This is a genomic window from Mesorhizobium sp. CNPSo 4688 (assembly GCF_057784295.1).
This window is the reverse complement of record NZ_JBWLUY010000001.1, coordinates 155589-174672: the sequence shown is the minus strand read 5'-3', so window position 1 is coordinate 174672 and position 19084 is coordinate 155589. Positions and strand designations below refer to the sequence as shown.

At 62.5% G+C, this 19084-nt stretch carries 25 protein-coding genes; 8 read left to right on the top strand and 17 right to left on the bottom strand.

Going from position 1 to position 19084, the window contains the following annotated elements:
* The first annotated feature begins 292 nt into the window (after positions 1 to 292).
* Positions 293 to 1294 (top strand): tRNA dihydrouridine(20/20a) synthase DusA, encoded by a 1002-nt coding sequence (gene dusA / locus AC04SH_RS00960; RefSeq protein WP_488573589.1) that lies wholly within the window; start codon positions 293 to 295, stop codon positions 1292 to 1294.
* A 5-nt stretch (positions 1295 to 1299) separates the two neighbouring features.
* Here the strand turns inward: dusA and AC04SH_RS00955 are convergent, their stop codons facing one another.
* Positions 1300 to 2004, bottom strand: coding sequence for a TIGR02281 family clan AA aspartic protease (locus AC04SH_RS00955; RefSeq protein WP_488573588.1), 705 nt, complete (start codon positions 2002 to 2004; stop codon positions 1300 to 1302).
* Between the two features lie 13 nt (positions 2005 to 2017).
* Positions 2018 to 2251 carry a DUF1289 domain-containing protein gene (locus AC04SH_RS00950; RefSeq protein ID WP_112561682.1) on the bottom strand — a complete coding sequence of 78 codons (234 nt, stop codon included), beginning with the start codon at positions 2249 to 2251 and terminating at the stop codon, positions 2018 to 2020.
* A gap of 199 nt (positions 2252 to 2450) precedes the next feature.
* Between AC04SH_RS00950 and AC04SH_RS00945 the strand changes: the two genes are divergently transcribed.
* Positions 2451 to 3449: a nicotinate-nucleotide--dimethylbenzimidazole phosphoribosyltransferase gene (locus AC04SH_RS00945; RefSeq protein ID WP_488573886.1), complete on the top strand. Its 999-nt coding sequence runs from the start codon at positions 2451 to 2453 to the stop codon at positions 3447 to 3449.
* A gap of 10 nt (positions 3450 to 3459) precedes the next feature.
* Here AC04SH_RS00945 and AC04SH_RS00940 read toward each other — a convergent pair whose 3' ends face one another.
* Complete coding sequence (locus AC04SH_RS00940; RefSeq protein ID WP_488573587.1) at positions 3460 to 4980, bottom strand: sensor histidine kinase; 1521 nt, start codon at positions 4978 to 4980, stop codon at positions 3460 to 3462.
* Between the two features lie 75 nt (positions 4981 to 5055).
* Between AC04SH_RS00940 and AC04SH_RS00935 the strand changes: the two genes are divergently transcribed.
* The 4 genes from AC04SH_RS00935 (at position 5056) to AC04SH_RS00920 (ending at position 7594) form a co-directional block, all read left to right on the top strand.
* Complete coding sequence (locus tag AC04SH_RS00935) at positions 5056 to 5679, top strand: thermonuclease family protein (protein ID WP_488573586.1); 624 nt, start codon at positions 5056 to 5058, stop codon at positions 5677 to 5679.
* A gap of 48 nt (positions 5680 to 5727) precedes the next feature.
* Positions 5728 to 6339: a glutathione S-transferase gene (locus tag AC04SH_RS00930; RefSeq protein ID WP_488573585.1), complete on the top strand. Its 612-nt coding sequence runs from the start codon at positions 5728 to 5730 to the stop codon at positions 6337 to 6339.
* Between the two features lies 1 nt (position 6340).
* The gene (locus AC04SH_RS00925; RefSeq protein ID WP_488573584.1) at positions 6341 to 6958 is read left to right on the top strand and encodes a uracil-DNA glycosylase family protein; all 618 of its coding nucleotides are present in this window, start codon (positions 6341 to 6343) and stop codon (positions 6956 to 6958) included.
* A 144-nt stretch (positions 6959 to 7102) separates the two neighbouring features.
* Complete coding sequence (locus tag AC04SH_RS00920) at positions 7103 to 7594, top strand: Lrp/AsnC family transcriptional regulator (protein WP_006333679.1); 492 nt, start codon at positions 7103 to 7105, stop codon at positions 7592 to 7594.
* 11 nt (positions 7595 to 7605) lie between these two features.
* On the opposite strand, the gene AC04SH_RS00915 is transcribed toward AC04SH_RS00920, so the two are convergent.
* From AC04SH_RS00915 to moaA, 13 genes are all read right to left on the bottom strand, one after another.
* Positions 7606 to 8175, bottom strand: a complete 570-nt coding sequence (locus AC04SH_RS00915) for a DUF3299 domain-containing protein (protein ID WP_488573583.1) — start codon at positions 8173 to 8175, stop codon at positions 7606 to 7608.
* A gap of 47 nt (positions 8176 to 8222) precedes the next feature.
* Positions 8223 to 8735 carry a GNAT family N-acetyltransferase gene (locus tag AC04SH_RS00910; RefSeq protein ID WP_488573582.1) on the bottom strand — a complete coding sequence of 171 codons (513 nt, stop codon included), beginning with the start codon at positions 8733 to 8735 and terminating at the stop codon, positions 8223 to 8225.
* Between the two features lie 25 nt (positions 8736 to 8760).
* Entirely contained in the window at positions 8761 to 9465 is a 705-nt protein-coding gene (locus AC04SH_RS00905; protein ID WP_488573581.1) for a DNA alkylation repair protein, read from the bottom strand.
* 5 nt (positions 9466 to 9470) lie between these two features.
* Complete coding sequence (locus AC04SH_RS00900; protein ID WP_477232570.1) at positions 9471 to 10340, bottom strand: NAD(P)-dependent oxidoreductase; 870 nt, start codon at positions 10338 to 10340, stop codon at positions 9471 to 9473.
* Positions 10341 to 10451: 111 nt separating this feature from the next.
* The gene (locus AC04SH_RS00895) at positions 10452 to 11273 is read right to left on the bottom strand and encodes an ABC transporter permease (RefSeq protein WP_477232569.1); all 822 of its coding nucleotides are present in this window, start codon (positions 11271 to 11273) and stop codon (positions 10452 to 10454) included.
* On the bottom strand, positions 11270 to 11989 hold the full coding sequence (locus tag AC04SH_RS00890) for an ABC transporter permease (RefSeq protein WP_477232568.1): 720 nt from the start codon (positions 11987 to 11989) through the stop codon (positions 11270 to 11272). Before AC04SH_RS00890 ends, AC04SH_RS00895 begins: the two co-directional genes overlap by 4 nt.
* Before the next feature lie 74 nt (positions 11990 to 12063).
* Positions 12064 to 12846, bottom strand: coding sequence for an ABC transporter substrate-binding protein (locus AC04SH_RS00885; RefSeq protein WP_477232567.1), 783 nt, complete (start codon positions 12844 to 12846; stop codon positions 12064 to 12066).
* 216 nt (positions 12847 to 13062) lie between these two features.
* A complete protein-coding gene (mobB, locus tag AC04SH_RS00880) occupies positions 13063 to 13566 on the bottom strand; it encodes a molybdopterin-guanine dinucleotide biosynthesis protein B (RefSeq protein WP_488573580.1) in 504 nt (167 codons plus the stop codon).
* Positions 13563 to 14195: a molybdenum cofactor guanylyltransferase MobA gene (gene mobA, locus AC04SH_RS00875; RefSeq protein ID WP_488573579.1), complete on the bottom strand. Its 633-nt coding sequence runs from the start codon at positions 14193 to 14195 to the stop codon at positions 13563 to 13565. The genes mobB and mobA overlap by 4 nt, the downstream gene beginning before the upstream one ends.
* Positions 14196 to 14199: 4 nt before the next feature.
* Positions 14200 to 15120, bottom strand: coding sequence for a DMT family transporter (locus AC04SH_RS00870; protein WP_488573578.1), 921 nt, complete (start codon positions 15118 to 15120; stop codon positions 14200 to 14202).
* Between the two features lie 134 nt (positions 15121 to 15254).
* Complete coding sequence (locus AC04SH_RS00865; protein WP_112561697.1) at positions 15255 to 15611, bottom strand: hypothetical protein; 357 nt, start codon at positions 15609 to 15611, stop codon at positions 15255 to 15257.
* Positions 15612 to 15731: 120 nt separating this feature from the next.
* Positions 15732 to 16205 (bottom strand): hypothetical protein, encoded by a 474-nt coding sequence (locus AC04SH_RS00860; protein ID WP_488573577.1) that lies wholly within the window; start codon positions 16203 to 16205, stop codon positions 15732 to 15734.
* Positions 16206 to 16259: 54 nt separating this feature from the next.
* Positions 16260 to 17255 carry a GTP 3',8-cyclase MoaA gene (gene moaA, locus AC04SH_RS00855; RefSeq protein ID WP_488573576.1) on the bottom strand — a complete coding sequence of 332 codons (996 nt, stop codon included), beginning with the start codon at positions 17253 to 17255 and terminating at the stop codon, positions 16260 to 16262.
* Between the two features lie 199 nt (positions 17256 to 17454).
* Between moaA and AC04SH_RS00850 the strand changes: the two genes are divergently transcribed.
* Positions 17455 to 17808 carry a gamma-butyrobetaine hydroxylase family protein gene (locus AC04SH_RS00850; protein WP_488573575.1) on the top strand — a complete coding sequence of 118 codons (354 nt, stop codon included), beginning with the start codon at positions 17455 to 17457 and terminating at the stop codon, positions 17806 to 17808.
* On the opposite strand, the gene AC04SH_RS00845 is transcribed toward AC04SH_RS00850, so the two are convergent.
* Complete coding sequence (locus tag AC04SH_RS00845) at positions 17805 to 18260, bottom strand: nuclear transport factor 2 family protein (protein ID WP_488573574.1); 456 nt, start codon at positions 18258 to 18260, stop codon at positions 17805 to 17807. The genes AC04SH_RS00850 and AC04SH_RS00845 overlap by 4 nt on opposite strands.
* A 148-nt stretch (positions 18261 to 18408) precedes the next feature.
* Here AC04SH_RS00845 and AC04SH_RS00840 point away from each other — a divergent pair, with 148 nt between their 5' ends.
* Entirely contained in the window at positions 18409 to 19020 is a 612-nt protein-coding gene (locus AC04SH_RS00840; RefSeq protein WP_488573573.1) for a pyridoxamine 5'-phosphate oxidase family protein, read from the top strand.
* Positions 19021 to 19084: the final 64 nt, after the last annotated feature.

Genomic DNA, 19084 nt, shown 5'->3' with positions numbered 1-19084 from the left:
GCTGATCCTCGGTCCCGACGTCTCGTCACAGTACACCATCCACGGGTCTGATTGGAGCGAGGCACGGTGTTTCTACACAAGCTTGACCCCTGCGGACCTACCGCGGTCGCCTATCTAACCGTTGCGTGGTGCGCGGTCGCCGTCGGCGTCTACAGCTACCTCGACAAAGCTCGAGCTAGTCCGGGCCTTAACCTGCCTGAGGCGGACGCGGCGTTGAGGGTAGGAAAACACCACGAAATCGCCTATGTGAGCGGCACGTCTAAAACCGTTTGCAGCGGCAAAGCCACCAGGAATGCAAGATAACAACTACAACGGCGTCCGGATTTCGGTCGCCCCGATGATGGACTGGACCGACCGGCATTGCCGGTTCTTCCATCGCCAGCTGACGCGCCGTGCACTGCTCTATACCGAAATGGTGGTAGCGGATGCCGTCATCCATGGTGCGCGCGAAAGGCTGCTTGGCTTCGAGGACGCCGAACATCCGGTGGCGCTGCAGCTCGGCGGCTCCGATCCGCAGAAGCTGGCTGAGGCGGCGCGCATCGGCGAGGCATTCGGCTATGACGAGATCAATCTCAATGTCGGCTGCCCGTCGGACCGCGTCCAGTCGGGCACATTCGGCGCTTGCCTGATGAAGGTGCCTGACCTTGTCGCCGATTGCGTGGCGGCAATGAAGGGCGCGGTTAAAATCCCGGTTACTGTAAAATGCCGCATCGGTGTCGACGAGCAGGACCCCGAGCCTGCGCTCAACGCGCTGGCCGACGGCGTCTTCACGGCCGGCGCCGATGCGCTTTGGGTGCATGCGCGCAAAGCCTGGCTGGAGGGGTTGAGCCCGAAGGAAAATCGCGACATCCCGCCGCTCGACTATGACAGGGTCAATCGCCTGAAGGTCGGAAAATCCAACAAATTCATTGGCATCAACGGCGGCATTCAATCGCTCGACGAGGCTGCTCGGCACCTCGACCATGTCGATGGCGCGATGCTTGGCCGCGCCGCCTACCACACGCCGGGCATTCTGGCCGGCGTCGATGCTGCGTTTTATGGGGATGAACCCGGCGCTTTCGATTTTGCCTCGCTGATCGACACGATGGCGGAATACGCCGCGCGCCATATCGAGCAGGGTGGCCGGCTCGGTCACGTCACCCGCCACATGGTCGGGCTGTTCCACGGCCTGCCTGGCGCGCGCCGCTTCCGGCAGATTCTGTCGACCGACGCGACGAAATCCGGTGCGGGACCGGATGTGCTGAAGACAGCGTTCGCTGCCGTCGATTTCGACCGTGTTGAAAAGGCCGCTTAAGCGGTTTAGTCGCGCAAAATCATCCTGTCGCCGCGCACGTCGAACCCCGACAGCGAGCCAATAAAATTCATGCCGAGCAGGCTCTGGCTGAGCGCGCCCGGTGCGGCAACCATCACCTGCATGTTCTTGCGCACGATGCCGCCGATCGCCAGTTCGTCGGTTCGCACCGAAGCAGCGCGCGCCATGCCGTTGGCAGTCGAGACCGCGATGGTGAAGCTCAGTGCCGCCGGATTGAAGCCTGCCGCCTGCGCGTCTTCGGCGGTGAGCACCGTGCTGGTCGCGCCGGTATCGACCACGGTGCGGATGGGCGCGCCGTTGATCGTGATGCGGGCTTCGAAATGGCCGCTGTCGGCCTTGTCCAGGGTCACCGTGGCATGGCCGTCTTCGACGCCCAGCGCCAGCGGGCTGCCGGGAACGAGGCCCGCCGTCACCCGGCTGGCGAAATCCTGCAACTCGTAGCGATACTGGTAGCCGGCGACGAGCGCCAGCACGATCAGGGCCCAGGTGCCGAGATTGCGGGCCATGGCGCCGAGCGGCCTGCCGGATCGAATCAGGCCGGCGCTGACCAGCAAGCCGATCGCGCCCAGCCAGACCAGCCGGCTGAAATCGTAATTCTCGATGCCGAACGTGCTGCCGGCATCGTTGTTGATCATCAGCAGCACCAGCCCGACGCCGATTGCCGCCATCACGATCCAGAACAGTCGGTTCATGGGCTTTGCCGTTTCACGAGAGGACGTCGCGCTCGCGCGCCATGCGGCTGCGGCGTGTTTCCCGGCGCGGCCGACGCTCGACCGTCTCCAGCCGGGCCGGCAATTCGGCCATGACGCTGCGGCGGTTTTCCGGCGTCATGCCCATCCATGCGCCAATTTCATCGCGCGTGCGGCCGCAACCGAAGCAGAAGCCGGTTTTCATGTCGATCGAACAGACCAGGATGCACGGAGATTCGATGGCCGTCATGATGTTCTCTTGAGGATCCCGTTCGCGGAATCCCTTGTCCCGCTTCCACATGGTGCAACGGCAAAGCCAATGCAAGCCCTCCGGATTTCGCCGCCGGCAGCCGCTTTTGCGGCACGGCCCAGTGTTGCGGCTTGACGGTTGTGCCGGCCGGACAAGGCGGCTATGCCGCTTGGGAATCTTGGAGATGAGCACCGACGTCATGACCAGCGCACTGCCTTTCGACGATTTCCGCGATCTGCTGGCGAACCTGCCGCCGGCCGACGAGGCGGCCGAGGCGCGCGTGCGCACGCTGTTTGCCAGGGCCGACAAGCCGGCAGGTTCGCTCGGCCGCATCGAGGACATCGCGGCCTGGCTTGCCGCCTGGAGCGGCCGCGCGCCGCCGGCGGTGAACCGGCCCCTGGTGGCGATTTTCGCCGGCAACCATGGCGTCACCCGTCACGGCATTTCGCCGCGCGCCGTGGTGGCGACCGCCAACGCCGTCGAGCTTTGCGCTGCCGGCGGTGCTGCGATCAACCAGGTCTGCATCGCCAACGATCTCGGCCTCAAGGTGTTCGACCTGGCGCTGCACATTGCGACCGACGATATCACCGAGGACGCAGCCCTCGACGAGCGCGGCTGCGCCGCCACCATGGCCTTCGGAATGGAGGCGATTGCCGGCGGCGCCGATCTGATTTGCCTCGGCGATCTCGGCGTCGGCAATTCCACCGTTGCGGCCGCCTTGTGCGCGGCCTTGTTCGGCGGCAGCGGCGCCGACTGGGTCGGTCCGGGATCGGGTGCAGACGCGGCCATGCAGGCGCGCAAGGCTGACGTGGTCGACGCCGCCCTTGCCTTCCATGGTGCTGCTCTCAGGGATCCGCTGGAGGCACTGCGCCGGGTCGGTGGCCGCGAATTCGCTGCCATTGCCGGCGCCATCATCGCTGCGCGGATGCAGAAGATCCCGGTGCTGATCGACGGCTTTGCCGCGACCGCCAGCGCTGCTATCCTGCACGCCGCCAATCCCGCGGCACTCGACCATTGCTTGCTGGCCAGCCTGTCGCCGGAGCCCGGCCAAAGGCTTGCCGCCGAGCGGCTCGGCCTCAGGCCGCTGCTTGACCTCAGTGTCAGTCACGGCGAGGGGGTAGGGGCAGCCCTTGCCGCCGGCCTGGTCAAGGCCGCCGCGCTCACCAGTTCGGGCATGGCCGCCGCGGTCAAAGCCTAGAAACAGGCCGCTAGCGCCGCCGCGCCGCGACCGCCTTGGTCGGCAGCGCCGGCAATTCTTCCATCACCCGGCTCAGCGGGAAGATGGCGATCGCCTCGGTGCCTTCGCGCAATTTGGAAAGAAGTTCGAATTCGCCGCCATGCATGGCGAGCAGACCCTGCACGATCGGCAGCCCGAGCCCCGTGCCCTGTTCGGCGCTCTTGATGGCGATCGAGCCCTGACCGAAGGCGGACAGCACGATCGGGATTTCGTCCTCCGGAATGCCCGGCCCGTTGTCCTTGACCGAGATGTATTGGCCGCCGCCCGCCGTCCAGCCGACGCGCACACGAACTTCGCCGCCGGTGGCGGTGAATTTTATGGCGTTGGACAAAAGGTTGAGGATGATCTGCCGCACCGCGCGCTCGTCGGCGAACAGGCGCGGAAGCGCGCTTTCGAAATCCTGGACGATGCGAATGTCCTTGTTGCGCGCCTTCAACTCCATCATGTGGCAGCAATCCTCAGCGATGTTGAGCAGCATCACCGGCTCCTCGTTGAGCTGGTAGCGGCCGGCCTCGATGCGCGACAGGTCGAGGATTTCGTTGATCAGGTCGAGCAGGTGCTGGCCGGAATCGTGCACGTCGCGGGCGTAGTCGCGATAGGTGGGGTTGCTCATCGGCCCCAGCACCTCATTGGCCATCACTTCGGAAAAACCGAGAATGGCGTTGAGCGGTGTTCTCAGCTCATGGCTCATCGAGGCGAGAAAGCGCGACTTCGCCAGGTTGGCGTCTTCGGCCCGCCGACGGGCTTCGTCCGACATCGATTTTGCCGTCTCTACTTCGGCGAGCAACGCATCCTTTTCGGAGCGGAACGATAGAAGCATCAGCGACGATTGGTTGAGATGACGTGCGAAGTAGGCGAAGAACGGCAGAGCCGCGACCAGCAGTGCGGCCATCATCGTCTCGACCGACATCCACAGTTTTGATTCGGCATAGGCATAGACCGCCACCGGAATGACGAAGGTGGCGAGCAGCGCGCTGCGCAAGGACGACGCGGTAATGGCGGTCGCTGCCATCGCCAGCAGCAGCACCATCGCCTTGATCACCGGGAAATAATCGATCTGGCAGGAGGCGCAGCCGAGCCAGGCGAACCAGGCCCAGCCGAGGCCGCATAGCGAATGGCCGATCAGGAAATCCCGGCGTGCCCGAAAAGGGTCGAGTTCGGCGGCTTCGGTGCGCTCGACGCGCCGTGCCATGAAGGCGACGATCGAATAGCAGATCAGCGTGAACAGCGCCCAGATGCTGATCTGCTTGTCCATGCCCGCCAGAAGCCCGGTCGCCGCGATCGCCAGCACCAACAGCGGAATAACGGTCGCCCCCCCCACCATGGCGCGGGCATGTAGCTTCAGGAGCTCGCGATCGAAGTCGAGATTGCCGACCTGTTGCGAAAGACGGTCGCGCGTTCTGCGCACCGCGCGCGCGACATCGCTGTTGCGGTGCGGTTTCCTGCGGTCCACAATGAATTTATCCGCTGTGTTCGAGCGTAGCAGAGGCATGGAAACTTCAATTTATGCGCGCAGCGATCTCAATTCGTTAAGCTACGTTCGAATGATTAAGAGACTGTTTGCCATATGAGCCGTTCGTGGTCGCCAAGGCCGCGCCGGCGATACTATCCGCCGCAGCCGCGAAGCCTGTGGCGCAGATTGCTGGATTACGCGCTGACCGTTCTCGTGCTCGGCCTGCTGATCCTGCTCGCCGCGCGCCTCGACCGCTTCGAGACGCGCAAGGCGCAGGGCGCCGCGATCGTCAATGACGGCGATTCGCTGACCCTTGGCACTGAACGCATCCGCATGCGCGGCATCGATGCTCCGGAATACCAGCAGATCTGCCGCAAGGACGGCGCCGACTATGCCTGCGGCAGGCTGGCGCGGGAGGCGCTGGTGCGGCTGATATCAGGCAATCCGGTGACCTGCAGCGGCTGGCAGCGCGACCGTTACGGCCGCCTGCTCGGCGACTGCAAGGCCGGCGGCAAGCATTTGAACCGCGCCCAGGTCGAGGCCGGCTGGGCCATCGCCTATGACGACTACGAAACCGAGCAGGCCGTTGCCCGCGCCGGCAGGGCCGGCATCTGGGCCGGCACGTTCGACCAGCCGCAGGACTGGCGCGAAAGCCACCACGAAGGCCCGGTCGAAAGACGGCACGGCACGCTGGCTTCGCTCGGTGACGCCTTGCGCGAAATCTTTCGCTTCCGATGAGAAGCGCGCCGTGTCCTATAGTCTGTCAGCAAGATCGGGAGGATTGACATGAAACTGTTCGACGGTGGCCGTGCCCCCAATCCGCGGCGTGTCCGGGTCTTCCTCGCCGAGAAAGGCATCGAGGTGCCGCTGGTGCCGGTCGACATGGGCGCAATGGGTCACAAGCAGGAGCCGGTCAGGTCGCGCAACCCGCTGCAGCGGCTGCCGGTGCTTGAGCTCGACGACGGCACCATCCTCACCGAATCCGTCGCCATCTGCCGATATTTCGAGGAATTGCAGCCAGAGCCGGCGCTGTTCGGGCAAGGCGCGCTCGGCAAGGCAAAGGTCGAGATGTGGCAAAGGCGCATGGAGTTCAATCTGCTCAGCTGCGTCGCACAGGCCTTTCGCCACATCCATCCGGCGATGAAGGAATGGGAAATTCCGCAGATCCCCGAATGGGGCGAGGCCAACAAGGCGAAAGCGCTCGAATTCCTGCACCTGCTCGACGCCGAACTGGCGAAGCGGGAATTCGCCGCCGGCGATGTCTATTCGATCGCCGACATCACCGGGATGATCGCCATCGATTTCATGAAACCGGCGCGCATCAAGGTACCGGACGAGTGCGCCAACGTGCTGCGCTGGTACAGCGCCGTCTCGAGCCGGCCGAGCGCCTCCGCCTGAGATGGAGGCAGACCTCGAACGCCTGACGGCAAAGGTCCGCGCCTGCCGCATCTGCGTCGACAATCCGCTTGGCCGGCCGCTGCCGCATGAGCCGCGCCCGGTGCTGCTGCCGTCATCCCGCGCCCGCATCCTGCTCGCCGGCCAGGCGCCGGGCACCAAGGTGCATTTGTCCGGCATGCCGTTCACCGACGCGTCCGGCGACCGCTTGCGAAGTTGGTTGGGTGTCAGCGCGGAGGAATTCTACGATACGGAGAAATTCGCCATCGTGCCGATGGGCTTCTGTTTTCCCGGCCAGGACGCCAAGGGCAGCGACCTGCCGCCGCGCCGCGAATGCGCGCCGGCCTGGCGCGCGCCGCTGATGGCGTTGATGCCGCAGATCGATCTGGTTCTGACCATCGGCTCCTACGCGCAATCCTGGCATATGGGTGAAGCAAGGCGGCCTTCGCTGACCGAAACCGTGAGGGACTGGCGCGCCATCTGGAATACGCCGGCCAGCCCGAAAGTGCTGCCGCTGCCGCATCCATCCTGGCGCAACTCCGGCTGGCTGAAGCAGAATCCATGGTTTGAAATGGATTTGCTGCCCTTCCTGAGATCGGAAATCCGCTATCGCATTGCTTAAGCTTTAAGCAAGATATCACTCGCTTTTATGCCATTCGGCAGAATTTCTTTCTTGTGAAAGGCCGAAATAAGAGGGAGTATAGCCAATCTATTCCCAAAGCGCGTCGCGCCCCAGGGAACGCGGCCTGCACCAGGGAGCATCTCAATGGATCGCCTCGACAGAAAAATTCTCCGCCTCCTGCAGGAGGACGCGACGCTCGCGGTTGCCGATGTCGCCAAGAAGGTCGGCCTGTCGACGACGCCGTGCTGGCGCCGCATCCAGAAGCTCGAGGAAGAGGGCGTCATCAAGCGGCGCGTCGCCATTCTCGACCACGAAAAGGTCAATGTGCGCGTCACCGTCTTCGTGTCGATCCGCACCAATTCGCACAGCCATGAATGGCTGCGACGCTTCTCCGAAGTCATCCAGGAATTTCCCGAAGTGGTCGAATTCTACCGCATGAGCGGCGACGTCGATTATCTCCTGCGCGTGGTTGTGCCCGACATCGCCGCCTATGATGCCTTCTACAAGCGGCTGATCGCCAAGATCGAGATCCGTGACGTGTCGTCGTCCTTCGCCATGGAGCAGATCAAGTACACGACCGAAATGCCCCTCGACTACATGGTGCTGGACAAGGAATCCGGGGCCAACGCGGCTTAAGGCTAAACCCGCTAGTTCTTCTTTTTGTTGAGAAAAGTCCAGGGCGAGTTGACCGGCAGCGTGATCGTATCCGGCACGTTGTCGACAGCCACCACATCGGCTTTGCGCACGGTGTAACCCGACTGGATGATGCTGACGCCGTCGAGAATGAACAGCTGGCTCTTCTCCATGCCGGGCTGCAAAGCGCCGGTGACGGCAACCGACTCATAGGCCTTCGACATCTTGTAGGGATGGGCCGGCGTGACCAGCACGATCTGGTTCGGCGGCGGCGTTGGCATGTGGCTGCAGGCGCCTGTCCACGGCACCAGCAGGAACTGATAGACGAGGTCGCCATCGCGGTCGACAGGCAATGCATAGCCGGCTAATTGAACGGTCTTGTCCTGGAGGTTGAGCGACAGCGTCTCGCCATGATCGGGCAGTTTTGCCGCGATCATCGGCAGGCCGGCATCTTCAGCCACTGCTTGTGTCGCCGGGCGCAGATCCTTCCAGAAGATGTGCGCGGTCTGTGCCGAGGCATCAAGGGTAGGGGATGCCAGCAACGCGGCTGCAAGCGCCATGGTCGGTTTGAGATGTCTGCTCATCGGCCGCTTCCTTTGTGTTGGGAGTAAAGACGCCGTGGCCGATTGCGTCAACGCTCGAGCCGCATCACATGTCTGCGAGAGCCGGCCATGCCGATCTCGTGGAACCCGCGAGCGGCGAACATGTCGCAAAAACCCATGAAGGTATAGCTCGGCGATGCCTGGTCGACCGGATAGCCCTCGACGGTGCGCGCACCCTTGGCAAAGGCATGGTCGACGGCAGCGTCGAGCAGGGCAGCCGCCAGCCCGCCGCCGCGCAGCGCTCTCGGCACATAGAAGCAGACGATCGACCAGATATCCGTCTCGGCATCGTCCTGTTGCGGCGACAGCTTGCCGTAGGTCTGGCGCGGCGCGACCGAGCACCAGCCGACGGTCTTGCCATCGAGCTCGGCCAGAATACCGACCGGCGTGCCGGCCTCGATAGATGCCATCATCATGCGTTTCTTCTCATCGTTCTCGACATGCTCGCGGCTGGAATGGCGCCAGGCCATGCACCAGCAATATTTGGGTCCGCCCAGCGCCTCGAACAGGTTTTCGAAATCGGCGCGGGTTTTCCGCGTCACCTCAGTGAACCGGAGTTTGCCCAGGTCAGGCTTTTCTGGCGGCGATCCGCTCGAGCGTCTTGGCATTGGTCAGCTCCCTGACTGCGTCCTTGCCATTCCAGCGTGCCGTCTTGTCCGTCGACTGCGCCAGGCGTTCGGCCACGGCAAGGGCAGCGCCGTGCATCTCCACCGATCGCTTGCCGATCGAACGAAGCGCCCAGTTTACAGCCTTCTTCACGAAATTGCGGCTGTCGGTGGCATGCGCTTCAATGATCGGCAGGAAGCCGAGGAACGTCGCTGCTGGCTCTTGCTTCCGGTGCACGACAGACCAGGCCATCATGGCAAAAGCCGTGCGTCGAACGAATTCCCGCTCGTCCGCCGCGAACTCCTCGATCAGTTCCTTCCAAGCGTCCGTGTCGACGAAGAGATCGGAGACGCCGTCAACGATATCCCAGGAATCGAAGGACGCCGCCCATTGCCTTGCATCCGCAGCGGAAAACCGCTTCGGGTCGGCCGTGACGGAGGCGATGAACTGCGCCTCCATGATGCCGGTCTGCCAAAGCTCGAAGGCGCGTTCGTGGTTGCGCTTGATCTTTTTGGCAATCTGCCGCTGCATGCCATGCGAAATGCCGAGCGCCCGTTCGATCTTGATGCCATAGCGCAGCATGCCGCGGCGATTGTCCTCCGAGCCGATCGACCGCAAATGCGCGACGATCTCGTCGGCGCTGGATTGGGGCGAAAGGTCGACCATCCCGCCTATTTTTCCAGGCGTGCCAGCAGCGAAGACGTATCCCAGCGCTTGCCGCCCATCGCCTGCACATCCTTGTAGAACTGGTCGACAAGCGCCGTCACCGGCAGTTTGGCGCCATTGCGGTCGGCTTCGTCGAGGCAGATGCCGAGGTCCTTGCGCATCCAGTCGACGGCAAAGCCGAAATCATATTTGCCGGCATTCATCGTCTTGTGGCGGTTCTCCATCTGCCAGGAACCGGCAGCACCCTTGGAGAGCACCTCGATCACCTTCTCGATGTCGAGCCCGGCCTTCTTGCCGAAATGAATGCCTTCGGACAGGCCCTGAACCAGCCCGGCGATGCAGATCTGGTTGATCATCTTGGTGAGCTGGCCGGCGCCCGACGACCCCATCAGCCCGACCATGCGGGCAAAAGCGTCGATGACCGGTTTGGCCTTGTCGTAGGCGTCCTGCTCACCGCCGACCATGACGGTCAGCACGCCGTTTTCCGCGCCCGCCTGGCCGCCGGAAACCGGCGCGTCGAGGAAGGAAAAGCCGGCCTTTTTCGCGGCGTCGGCCAGTTCTCGCGCCACCTCTGCAGATGCGGTGGTGTTGTCGATGAACACCGAACCTTTCTTCATCGCGGCGAAGGCGCCGTTGGCTCCGGTCGTCACCGAGCGCAGATCGTCGTCATTGCCGACGCAGGAGAAGACGAAATCCTGGCCCTCGGCTGCCTCGGCCGGCGTCAGGGCAAGCTTGCCGCCATGCTGGGCCACCCATTGCTCGGCCTTCGCCGCGGTGCGGTTGTAGACGGTGACCTCGTGGCCGCCTTTGTTCCTGAGGTGCCCGGCCATGGGATACCCCATCACGCCAAGACCGAGAAATGCCACAGATGCCATAGGTTTGCCCTTCAGATGGAAACGGAATTGTTGGGAAAGCTCTCTAGGCCCTGCACTCAATTCGTCAAGACGCGCGTGGGCCGATCGACTGGCACAGGCACATGGAACCAGTCAACGCTTCAGATGTATGGTGATCCGGCGTTCGATCCATTCAACGCCATGGCGCAAGATCTCGACCATCACCAGATAGACGAGGGCGACCCAGATATAGGCCTGGATGTCGAACGAATTGGCAAAGGCAAGCTTGGCCTGACCCATCAAATCGTAGACGGTGATGATGGCGACGATGGCCGAGGCCTTGACCATCAGGATCAACTCATTGCCATAGGGACGCAAGGCGACGATCAGCGCTTGCGGCAGGATGATCTTGCGGAGCGTCTGCAGCTTGTGCAGCCCAAGCGAAGCAGCACCCTCCCACTGGCCTCTTGGCACGCTTTCGATGGCGCCGCGCAGGATCTCGGCCTGATAGGCGGCGGTGTTGAGTGCGAAGGCAAACACACCGCAATTGAAAGCGTCCTTGAAAAAATCCCAGAGGCCGACCGTTTGAAGCTCAGCCCTGAACGATCCCAGTCCGTAGTAGACCAGATAGGTCTGGACCAGCAGCGGCGTGCCGCGGAAGAAATAGACATAGCAATAGGCGAGGCCGGACAGGAGCCGGTTGGCGGACATGCGCCCATAAGCGACCGGCACCGACAGGATCGCTCCGAGCACCATCGATATGCAGACCAGTAACAGCGTGGTTTGCAGGCCCTTCAGATAGGCCGGGGCATATTTGGCGAAGAAATCGGCGTTCCAGGCAAAGATCAGATAACTGACGATGCCAAGGCCGAACAGGATCCAGAAACCGACCATCGCATAGCCGATGACACGGCTGCGCGGCCAGCCGCGCGCCCGGGGTGGCGGTCGTTCGACCAAGGCGGCTGTGACGCTCATCGTTGCGCCTCCCGCCGGCCGAGCGAGCGCAGGATCGCGCTGGTGGCAAAAGATGAAACGACGGCCAGACCAAGGAACACCATGGCCGCAACGCCATAAAACAGGAAAGCGTGCTTGGTAACGCGGGCAGCCGTGTAGGCATTGCGCAGCGTCTCGGCGAGGCCGACGACCGATACGAGCGACGTATCCTTGAGCAGGCTAAGCCAGCAGTTCTCAAGTCCGGGAAACGCGATGCGAAGGAGTTGCGGCAAGATCACCTTGCGCATGGTCAGCCAGTTCGACAGGCCGATGGCATAGCCGCCCTCATACTGACCTTTCGGTATGGCTCGAAAGGCTGAAAGAAACACCTCGCTGGCATAGGATGAAAAGATCAGCGACAGCACGATCATGCCGGCGACGAAGCTGTTGACGTCGATGGTCGCGTCTGGTCGGAAATATCGCACGAGGTGCTGCAACAGGATTGGTACGCCGAAGAAAAACAGAAACAGCGTCACCAGTTCCGGCAAGCCGCGGAAGACGGTGGTGTAGATGTTGGCTGCCAGCCGCAGCGACGGTTCTTCGGATTGTTTGGCCCAGGCGACGAAAAAGCCGATCGTCAGGCCGATGGGCAGTGTCGCCAGCGCAAGCGCGATGGTGACCAGTGCGCCATAGGCAATATCGTCAATCCAGCCATCGGGTCCCCAAGTGAGAAGTATCCATATGTTCTGGCTTGGCATTGACGGATCTTGTCTCCACTTCTGTCAGGCCAAGGCGGCAGGAGAAATTTCCCCTGCCGCCTTGTTTCAGATAATCAGGACTCGGCGCCGAAGACGTCGAACTTGAAGTACTTGTCGTTGATTTCCTTGTACTTTCCGTTGGCGCGGATGGCGTCGATGGCGCTGTTCAACTTGTTGACCAGATCCGTCTCGCCCTTGCGCACGGCGATGCCGGCGCCCGGCCCAAAGATCTCGACTGGCTGCGGCGAGGGCTGGCCGAGAATCTTGCAGCAGGCGCCATCAGGCGAATCCAGGAATTGCTGCAATACGACGATGTCATCCTCGATCGCGTCGAGACGGCCATTGGCGAGATCGGCCTGCTCTTCGGGGCTGCTCGGATAACCCTTGATGGTGCTGTCCGTATAAGTCTTCGAGGCATAGTTGAAATGCGTCGTCGTCGTTGCCACGCCGATGGTCTTGCCGGCCAAATCTTCCTTGGTCACGCCCTTGAGGGTCGAGTCCTTCGGCACGGCGATCGCCGAGGGGGTGTTGTAGTATTTGTGGGTGAAGTCGACCTTTTCCAGACGCTCCGGCGTGATCGACATCGAGGCCACGATGGCGTCGAACTTGCCGGCCTGCAGCGCCGGGATGATGCCGTCCCAATCCTGGGCGACGAAGGTGCACTTGACCTTCATCTCGTCGCAGAGCGCCTTGGCGATGTCGATGTCGAAGCCGACGAGCTGGCCATCGGAGGTCAAATTGTTGAAGGGTGGGTAGGCGCCTTCGGTGCCGATCCTCAGGGTTTCCTGAGCCTGGGCGACGCCGAGCGTCAGCAGCGCAGCCGATGCGGCGAGCGCGATACGCAGTGCAATACGCATGATAGTCCTCTCTTTATTGCTCCCGGCCGTCGTTCCGGAACGGCTCTGTGGGGCGGTGCTTTTGACCGCCCGCTGGCGGGATACTCCCACTGTTTTCGGGAGAAAAGCAACTGTAAAACCGTTGCTTGCGGGATTTGCGCGTCCAGCCAATGCTGACGCCGGGTCAGACAATGAAACAGCTGAAGAGAGCGGCTGAACCGGGCTCGGGCAGGGGCCTCAGGGTTTGAGACCAGTGGCGCGCTCGATGAAGTCGGCTATCGATCCGGTGTCGTCGAGGTCGAACACCGGCAGGCTTTCGCCGGTGACCGCGAAGTCGGCGGCGATCGCCACGATATGCGCGTCATTTGCCGAGAGCGGCGAGCGATCCTTGGCCTCCAGTCGCCTGGTCTCGATCTTTTTGTGCGCCTCGCGCTTGTAGCCTTCGACCAGCACGATGTCGCACGGTGCCAGCCGCGACAGGATCGTCTCCAGCGTCGGCTCGTCCTCGCCGCGCAATTCGTGCATCAGCGCCCAGCGTGTGCCCGACACCACCGCGACCTCGGTGGCGCCCGCCTGGCGGTGACGGAAGGAGTCGGCTCCCGGCTTGTCGATGTCGAACTCATGATGGGCGTGTTTGACCGTCGACACCGTCCAGCCGCGCAGGACGAGCTCGGTGACCAGCTTCTCGGTCAGTGTGGTCTTGCCGGAATTCTTCCAGCCAGTGACGCCGAAGATGTTCATGGCGCGATGCTCTGCAACAGACGCTCGGCCACCGCAAGGTCGTCTGGCGTGTTGATGTTGAAGAACGGGTCGATCTCACTGCCGCCAAGAGCGAACAAGGGGAACTCCACCTCGACAAAATCATGGTGCTCGACGAAGGCCGAGACGCGCCTGTTGTCCTCGTCGACCAGGAAATAGCGCAAGGCCTGACGCAGCCCGAGCGGCCATAGCGCGAAGGTCGGATGCCGCCTGCCGCTGGAACTGGCGACAGCGATCGAGCCTGGCCGACCGGCTGCGGCGGAGGCCAGCGTTGCGACCAGATCGGCCGGCAGGAACGGCGTGTCGCCGGCGGCGGTCACCAAGGATTTGCAGGCGGTGTTTGCCGCCGCCCATTCGAGGCCGGTGAGGATCCCGGCCAGGGGTCCGGCATGGCCTTCGACCGTATCGGCGAGAACCGAAAGTCCGGACGCCGCAAAACGTGCCGGATCGCCATTGGCGCTCAGCACCAGCGATCCGACCTGTGGCGCCAAACGGGTAACGACATGGTCGAGCAGCGGCCGCCCGCCAAGGGCGAGCAAGGTCTTGTCGCCGCCGCCCATGCGCCGCGACAGGCCTCCGGCCAGGATGATCCCTGCAATGTCTCGGCTCATGGCTCTATATGCCGTCCGGCGCCATGTCGGGTCCAGCGCTTTCGGCCGCGGGCTTCTGCCGGCCGACGACCCGCTCGCGATAGAGCGCGTAGAGGCCGGAGCCGATGATGATGGCGGAGCCGGCGATCATCGGCAGGTCTGGGACATCGCCGAAGATGCTGAGGCCAAGCAGCATCGACCATAACAGCGCGGTGTATCGGAACGGCGCGATGAAGGAGATGTCGCCGGCCCGCATCGCCATGATGATGAACTGGTAGCCGATCAGCACCAGCACAGCCGCCAGCGCCAGCAGCCCGGTTCCCTTGCCCGACATCGGCGTCCAGCCGCCCATCGGCGACAGCAGGACGGCGCCGACAATGGTCATGGCGATCGCGGTTGCTGTCGACACCAGCAATGTCGGAATAGCCTGCGGGATACGTTTGGTGGCGAGATCACGCACCGCGCAACAGGCGACGCAGACGAGTGCGTATAGCGAATAGACGCTGAATCCTTCAAAACCTGGCCGCACGATGATCAGCACGCCGCCGAAACCGACGGCGATCGCCAGCCAACGCCGCCAGCCGACGCCTTCGCCAAACACAAGGGCCGCGCCCATCGTCACCGCCAGCGGCAGTGCCTGCAGCACCGCCGACACATTGGCGATCGGCAAATGCGCAAGCGCAACGAGGAAGGCGACGGTAGCGCCGGCCTCGCCGACGACGCGCAACGCCACCAGCGGCTGTAGCATCGAGCCCGGACGTGCGAGCGCGCCTTGCTGCCAGGCGAGCAGGCCGACGAGCACCGACGCAAAGGCGCCTCGCACCAGCATGACCTGCGCCATGTTCATCGATTCCGACGAGAACTTGGTGATGGCGTCATTGAGGGTGAAGCCGATCATGGCCACCATCATGAACAGCGCACCGCGAAGATTTGGGGAAAGAGGCAAGGGCGTTACCGGTTTTGCACTAAATCAAGCCTGTAGCAGTCGGCGGCAAGACAGCAACGTCAAAGAAATAGTCCAAGGACTTTCACCCGTGGCCTGTAAAATCCCAGCGAGGGCCGATCAGATGATCGGGAGCCTCATTTCGGCGTCAGCACCTCGGTGCCGCTGCCGTTCTTGCCGGCGATCGTCCACAGGCCGTGCAGCGAGCCATCATCCTCCACCTTGTAGACGACGAGGCCGATCTCTTCGCCCATGACATAGCCCGCGGAGAAGGCATTGTCGTTGCGCATGCAGATGCCGTCCGAGGACGAGCCGCCGGTTTCCCAGTGGATGGTGCAGGTGGTCTCGCTGGTCAGCGTGATGGTTGCTTCGCCGCCATATTTCGAGCCGTCGAAATTGGTGCCGGCGACGGTGTACTTGCCGCCGATCGATTGTGCTGCTGCCGGCGCGGCTGCAAGCCCAACCACTGCAAGTGAAAGTAAGAGTTTGCGCATGTCGTATTCCCCCAGTGACCAAAGAACCGCTACAGGGCGGAAGCTAGGCCTGATCGCGCTTGCGGTAAATCCGCCGGCCGTTTTGCGCAGAAGACTTTTCTGGGATGTGTCCGAAAATGCTCAACGGGCTTTGAGGCTGCCGGCGATGGCGCCGACCAGCGGGTCGTATTTCGCTTTCACCGCCGGCGGATAGTCGATCCATATGGTGTGAATGACGCCGTCCTTGCCGAACAGGCGCCGCTCGTAAAAGATCTTTCCATCCTTGAGCCCCGACAGCACCGCCCAGTTCTTGCCGGTCTTGCTGTAGGTAATCTCGTAGCCCGCCTCCTTGCTTGCTTTCTCATCAGTGACAAAGCTTTTGGGCGTGTCATTACTGACGTTGAGGATGCCAGAACAGATCAGGCTGGCGCCGTCGGCGCTGAGCCATTGCTGTCCGTCACCATTGTCCGGCTCGGGCTGGCGGTCTGTGAAGATTTCGTCGGGAAAGGTGCAGACGGTGCCGAAGCGCGCATTGGTGTAGGTGAACGGCGCGGCAGCGGCGCTGCTTGCCGCGATCAATGCTGCCGACACCAAACCTGAGAAAAAACGCTTCATGCCATGCCTCCGATCAAAAAGTGGAGTCATCCATTGCACGAGAACGCGGAAAAATCAGCCGCCGGTGACGCTCATATGCCTCGATACCGAGGGGCGGCTGGTGCGGCGGTCGATGATGAAATCATGACCCTTGGGCTTGCGGCCGATCGCTTCGTCGATTGCGGTGGCGACCAGTTCGTTGCCTTCGGACGCACGCAACGGCGCGCGCAGGTCGGCTGCATCCTCCTGGCCCAGGCACATATAGAGCGTGCCGGTGCAGGTCAGCCGCACCCGGTTGCAGCTTTCGCAGAAATTATGCGTCATCGGCGTGATGAAGCCGAGCCGGCCGCCGGTCTCGGCGACATGGACATAGCGGGCCGGGCCGCCGGTCTTGTAGGGGATGTCGCTCAGCGTGAACTGCCGCTCCAGCGAGGCGCGCAGCAGCGACAGCGGCAGATACTGGTCGGTGCGGTCGGCGTCGATCTCGCCCATCGGCATGGTTTCGATGACGGTGAGGTCCATGCCGCGGCCATGCGCCCACCGCAGCATCTCAGGAATCTCGGCGTCGTTGAAATCCTTCAGCGCCACCGCGTTGAGCTTGACCTTCAGACCCGCCGCCTGCGCGGCGTCGATGCCTTGCATGACCTTGTCGAGATGGCCCCAGCGGGTGATGGCCTGGAACTTGTCGGCGTCGAGTGTGTCCAGCGAGACATTGATGCGCTCGACGCCGCAATCGGCGAGCTCGGCGGCAAAGCGCGACAGCTGCGAACCATTGGTGGTCAGCGTCAGTTCTTCCAGCGCGCCGCTCTTCAAATGCCGCGACTGCTGGCGCACCAGATGCATGATGTTCTTGCGCACCAACGGTTCGCCGCCGGTGAGGCGCAGTTTGCGCACACCCTTTTCGATGAAGACGGTGCAGAGCCGGTCAAGTTCCTCGAGCGACAGCAGGTCCTTCTTGGGGAGGAAAGCCATGTCCTCGGCCATGCAATAGGTGCAGCGGAAATCGCAGCGGTCGGTGACCGACACGCGCAAGTAGCTGATCGTGCGACCGAAAGGATCGATCATGTCCATGCGTCAAGCGTTTCCAATGGCTGCTAGTGGCGCCGTTATATACAGCTATGTGATACGATCCAACCCGCCATTCAAGATAGCCGTTCTTGATCTTTGGTAACATTCCCTGGCCGACATCCGATGTCGGCAGGGTCTAAATGACCTTTTCCGGCTGAGCGAAGCAGCGTAGGGAAGGGTGGATGATGCAGGGTGGACGACAATGACGGCGCCGAAGGAACTCAGGGTCTCGAAGGACAGAAAACTGCTGTCCGTCACCTTTCCCGATCACCAACCGTTCGAACTGCCGGCCGAGTTGCTGCGCGTCGCCTCGCCCTCGGCCGAAGTGCAGGGCCATTCGCCGGACCAGCGGGTGACGGTGCCCGGCAAGCGCAACGTCGCCATCCTCAAGATCGAGCCGGTCGGCAATTATGCCGTGCGCATCACCTTCGACGATTTCCACGACACCGGGATCTTCACCTGGAACTACCTGCACACGCTCGGCCATGAGAAGGAGGCGCGCTGGAACGCATATCTCGCGGAGCTCCAGGAGAAGGGGCTGAGCCGCGACCGCTAGGTCGTCCTGTCCGCATCTTTCGGCTTGGCCAGGGCCGCCAGGATCTCGCTGGTGTCGTAGTAGAAGGGTGTGCCTTCAATCAGCCGACCATCCCTGAAGCGCAGGACTTCGGCAAACGGCTGCCTGATCGTCACGCCATTGGCTCGCGCCGTCAGCGAAAGCGTGCAGCTCATGAAGACAATGTCATCGTTTTGCGCTGCCTGAAGGTTCTCCACCGCCACATTGCTCCAGCTTTCCTGCATCTTGTGGAAAAGGGCTGCGATGCCTTCAAGGCCGTTCCAGTCGCCAGCATAGGGGAGTGAGTTCGGTTCATGCACGACGACATCCCTGTGGAAGGCGCTGGTCAGCATCTCGATGTTGCCCGACCCCGATTGCAGGAATCGCATTTCGACGTCGAACATGTTTTCGAGAAGTTCCATGGCGGTGCTTCGGAGTTTGAGTGCTTTGTCCATTTCGATCTCCGTGTCCGTTTTGTACGGTCAACACGGTTTGCGCCTGAAATCATTGCGTCGACACCCGTTTCCGGATTGTCACGCTGTGGCACGTCGCAAGGACGTCATAGAATTGGGGTAACGCCGACAACGTTTCGGAGACGGGAAAATGTCTGACATCACCACGGTCGAACAGCTCGAAGCGCTCTATGGCCTGCCCGGCGAAGCGTCGACGGTCAAGGAACTCGATCATGTCATCCCCGAATATGCCGCCTTCATCGAGGCCTCGCCCTTCGTCGCTTTGGCAACCAGCGGGCCGGAAGGGCTGGACTGCTCGCCGCGTGGCGATCTCGCCGGCTTCGTGCGCATCCATGATCCGAAGACCCTGATGATGCCGGACCGGCGCGGCAATAACCGCGCCGATTCGCTGAAGAACATCATCCGGGATCCGCGCGTCGGGCTGCTGTTCCTGGTGCCGGGCTCGGGCACGACTTTGCGTGTCAATGGCCGCGCCCGCATCACCACTGACGCCGCGCTTTGCGCCTCCTTCACCGTCGAAGGCAAGTCGGCGCGCTCAGTCACCGTGGTCGACGTCGATTCGGTCTATTTCCAGTGCGCCCGCGCCATCGTCCGCTCCGAGCTGTGGAACCCGGCGAAACACGTCGATCCGAAATCACTGCCGACGCCGGGAAAAATACTGGAAGTCACCAGCCGCAAAAATATCGACGCGGAAACCTACGACAAGGAATGGCCGGAGCGGGCGAAGAAGACGATGTGGTGAGTTGGTCGCTTCTAGAGGCGGAGGCCGAGCTGCGCCGCTATCCCCAACTTGACGAACCGTACCG